This is a genomic window from Pseudomaricurvus sp., assembly GCF_965662505.1.
Taxonomy (GTDB): Bacteria; Pseudomonadota; Gammaproteobacteria; order Pseudomonadales; family Cellvibrionaceae; genus Pseudomaricurvus.
Map to the genome: position 1 here is coordinate 1 of NZ_CBFIHX010000211.1, position 3,543 is coordinate 3,543.

General features: G+C 51.2%; 2 protein-coding genes, 2 tRNA genes and 1 pseudogene. 3 read left to right on the forward strand and 2 right to left on the reverse strand.

The genetic code is table 11. The annotated features are described in order from the left end of the window. A pseudogene (gene purE / locus ACTG33_RS16715) lies at window positions 1-419 on the reverse strand (5-(carboxyamino)imidazole ribonucleotide mutase); the annotation flags it as partial. Window positions 420-574: 155 nt separating this feature from the next. Further along, a tRNA-Val gene (locus ACTG33_RS16720) sits at window positions 575-651 on the reverse strand. A 174-nt stretch (window positions 652-825) separates the two neighbouring features. On the opposite strand from ACTG33_RS16720, the gene ACTG33_RS16725 reads away from it, so the two are divergent. From ACTG33_RS16725 to ACTG33_RS16735, 3 genes are all read left to right on the forward strand, one after another. Further along, entirely contained in the window at window positions 826-1,929 is a 1,104-nt protein-coding gene (locus ACTG33_RS16725) for an NAD-dependent epimerase/dehydratase family protein (RefSeq protein WP_439136352.1), read from the forward strand. A 14-nt stretch (window positions 1,930-1,943) separates the two neighbouring features. Beyond that, window positions 1,944-3,008, forward strand: coding sequence for an MraY family glycosyltransferase (locus ACTG33_RS16730; protein ID WP_439136353.1), 1,065 nt, complete (start codon window positions 1,944-1,946; stop codon window positions 3,006-3,008). A gap of 191 nt (window positions 3,009-3,199) precedes the next feature. Beyond that, window positions 3,200-3,274, forward strand: a tRNA-Asn gene (locus ACTG33_RS16735). The last annotated feature ends 269 nt before the right edge of the window (window positions 3,275-3,543 follow it).

Below are 3,543 nucleotides of genomic sequence, written 5' to 3' on the forward strand. Positions count from 1 at the left end.
ACGGAAAGCATCAATACGCTTGGCCAACTCCGCATCGGAGGTCGCCAAAATCTGTGCAGCCATCAGACCAGCATTGAACGCACCTGCGCCACCAATAGCCAAGGTCCCTACCGCCACGCCGCGAGGCATCTGAACAATAGAAAGAAGACTGTCCTGACCACTCAGAGCCTTACTCTGAACAGGAACACCCAGAACCGGCAAACGGGTTTTAGACGCCACCATGCCCGGCAAATGCGCCTCACCTGATAGCCGTTATCCGCTGCAGACGCGGAAAAAGACATCAGCTTATCCGGTGTACGGTGCGCAGAGACAACCTCGACATGATAATCGACGCCCAGCCGATCCAGAATGTCGGCCGCTTCTTTCATTGTAGGCCAATCGCTCTTGGACCCCATGATGATGGCAATTTTTGGTTGCATGTGCAGTCTCCGGAAGCCTTTGGCCTCTCATGGCAGGCCCACAGTCAGTACGGGCACTATCTCTTTACAGGCCTCTTGGCCCCCAAACGAAAAAACCCGCTTAAATAAGCGGGTATTTACTGCAACTCGCCAAAGACGAATTGCTTTAAGCAATTTGGTAGGACTAGGCAGATTCGAACTGCCGACCTCTACCATGTCAAGGTAGCGCTCTAACCAACTGAGCTATAGTCCTATAATTTTCACCTTCCTATCTGCCACAGTTGCCAGCAAATAAGGTCAGTCATTTCAGGCGGTTAGCGACTTAAAATGCAATATAAACAGTCTGACTCCCTGAAAGAGGCGCGTACTTTACCAGCACCTTTTAAAGTAGGCAAGTCCTTGGCTCAACATATCGCCACAGTCCTTCATGCCGCAGCAACGCCAAACCGACAACCGCTATCACCCTACTCCATCAACAGAAAACGCGGTAGAATTGCGCGCTTCGATTTTAACCATTTCTGCAACCTCAACCACTCCTAAGATTTCAACCACACCACGGGGACACAACAACATGCGGATAGCGGTCACTGGCGCCAACGGGTACGTAGGTACCGCACTGTGCAGGCACCTCTTGCGCCAGGGAATCGATGTTAGTGCACTGATTCGAGACTCCCGAGATCAACAGAATCCAGAACCCGTAACACCCCACTCAGCCAGCAAAATAACGCACCCCCGCCTGCACTACTTTCCGGTGGATTATAACGCTCCGGAAACAGTGGTCCACGCCTTACACGGGGTTGACGCAGTCATCCACTTGATCGCGAAAACACACACCAAAGACACCTTTGCTGAAATGGAGGCCTATCGCTCAGTCAATTTGGGCATCAGCCAGACAGTCGCAGAAGCCGCCATTCAGGCAGGAAACAAGCGACTGGTTTTTCTGAGCAGCATCAAGGTCAACGGCGAAGGCACCACTGAGCCATTCAAACCCTCAGATCAACCGGCGCCAACTACCGCCTACGGACTGAGTAAGCTGGAGGCCGAACGAGCCCTGACAGATCTGTGCACAGGCTCTATTGAGCTTGTTATCCTGAGACCCCCTCTGGTGTATTCGCCAGACGCCAAAGGCAATATCCACACACTCAAAAAAGCCATTCAGAAAGGAATCCCCCTGCCATTGGGGAGCATTCACAATCAGCGAGACATCATCGACCTGAATCTACTGTGCGAGTATCTCTATAAAAGCTGCACTATTCCGGAGGCGGATGGTCAGACCCTGCTGGTGAGTAACGATAGCGCGCTATCGACCACCCAGCTGGTACGTCGAATTGGTACGGATATTGGCAAACGCCCTCGACTTATCCCGATTCCTGCCGTTTTCCTGCGAACCATGGGCAAACTGCTGGGGAAAACAGAGCAAATAGACAAGCTGTGCGGCAATCTCGAAGTCGACGCCTCCCAGGCCCATCAGCTACTCCAGCCAAACCCTAACTTGGTTCAGCCAACCCCTAATTTGGGCTTTCGCAAATAGAGCACTTTCGCACCATGACCCTTCCAACTTCTCTGATCTACCTTTTGCCAGTCTGCATCACGGCAGTCATCTGCACCTACCTCTTCACCCGCTGCTATATAAAGTACGCCATCAGCAAAGGTGTCATCGATACACCCAATGAACGCAGCTCTCATACTACCCCGACCCCCAGAGGCGGCGGCCTATCAATTGTCATTATTTGCCTGACGCTGATACTTGGGGGCATGCTAACCCAAAGCCCGCTCATTTATGGAGCACTGGCTACACATCTGAGCACGACCAACCTCATCGCTCTTCTGGCAGGCGGCATTCTGGTAGCGGGTATTGGCTTTCTGGATGACCACTCCCCACTGTCCAGCCGCATCCGATTCAGCACCCACTTTATTGCCAGTTTAGTCGCTCTGGCACTACTCGATCCTCTACCCTCACTGTCGTTACCAGGCCTGGATTTGACCATCGATGGCCTATGGCTACTACCGGCAGCGTTAGGCCTAACCTGGCTAATCAACCTCTATAACTTTATGGATGGGATCGATGGTATTGCCGCGACCGAAGCGCTTACCGTACTGACTGGTGCCATGATCGTTGGTCTAATAAACAGTCACTCTGCTTTCCCTTGGCAGCTGCTATTTGTACTAAGCGCACCGATACTGGGCTTTTTACTGCTCAACTGGTCTCCTGCCAGGGTTTTCATGGGCGACGGGTGTAGCGGATTTCTTGGCATCCTCCTGGGGTTACTCGCCTGCATTTACGCCGCCAATACCTCCGTCAACCTGTGGTGCTGGGCGATTTTACTGGGCGTTTTTATTGTGGATGCCTGCTGGACACTGGCAACACGCATACTCACCAAACAACAATGGCATCAGCCCCACCGCAGTCACTGCTACCAAATCCTCAGCCGCAAACTGGGAACTCACAGCAAAGTGACCCTGGGCTCAGCGGCTATCAACCTGCTTTGGCTAACCCCAATGGCCTTCGCGGCCAGCCAGTTTCCAAACTATGGATTACTTTGCCTGCTACTGGCTTACAGCCCGCTTATACTGCTTTGTCGCCACCAGCAGGCTGGACGACACAACTGATCTACACCAAGTCTTAGCCAAAGAACATTAAAACGCGGTCGAAATGCACAAAATGTCGTCTTTTTCACTTATAAATCAATCAGTTATTTTTTAGAGAAAATTCCCAAACAGCCCTTGACGAAGCCGTAATCGGGCTATAATATACGCGCCATCTTGAGCCAAGGGCATCAGCCAACGCTCCTGATAACAATTCCGACATAGCTCAGCGGTAGAGCAGTTGACTGTTAATCAATTGGTCCCTGGTTCGATCCCAGGTGTCGGAGCCAAATTTAAAAAGGCTGCCCTTTGGGCGGCCTTTTTTGGTTTTTACTTTGCGTTTTCGCATCCAGCTCTACTTCCGGCAAGACGCCTCGCTGCTATCGACAATTGATTTCTGTATGATTGGATGTAGTATCCATACAAGGAATTTGGATAAAAACACAGCGATGCTGTTCATGGATCACAATCGTTACGCTATAGCCTCACAACAACCAAATGCTGAGCTATTCTTTAAAGCACCGAATCTATTAACATCGATTGTGACCCATAACACTCA

What these genes read in the sequence shown, in the direction of transcription:
- ACTG33_RS16725 (WP_439136352.1), top strand. Translation starts at nt 826, where the DNA reads ATGCCGCAGCAACGCCAAACCGACAACCGCTATCACCCTACTCCATCA.
- ACTG33_RS16730 (WP_439136353.1), top strand. Translation starts at nt 1,944, where the DNA reads ATGACCCTTCCAACTTCTCTGATCTACCTTTTGCCAGTCTGCATCACG.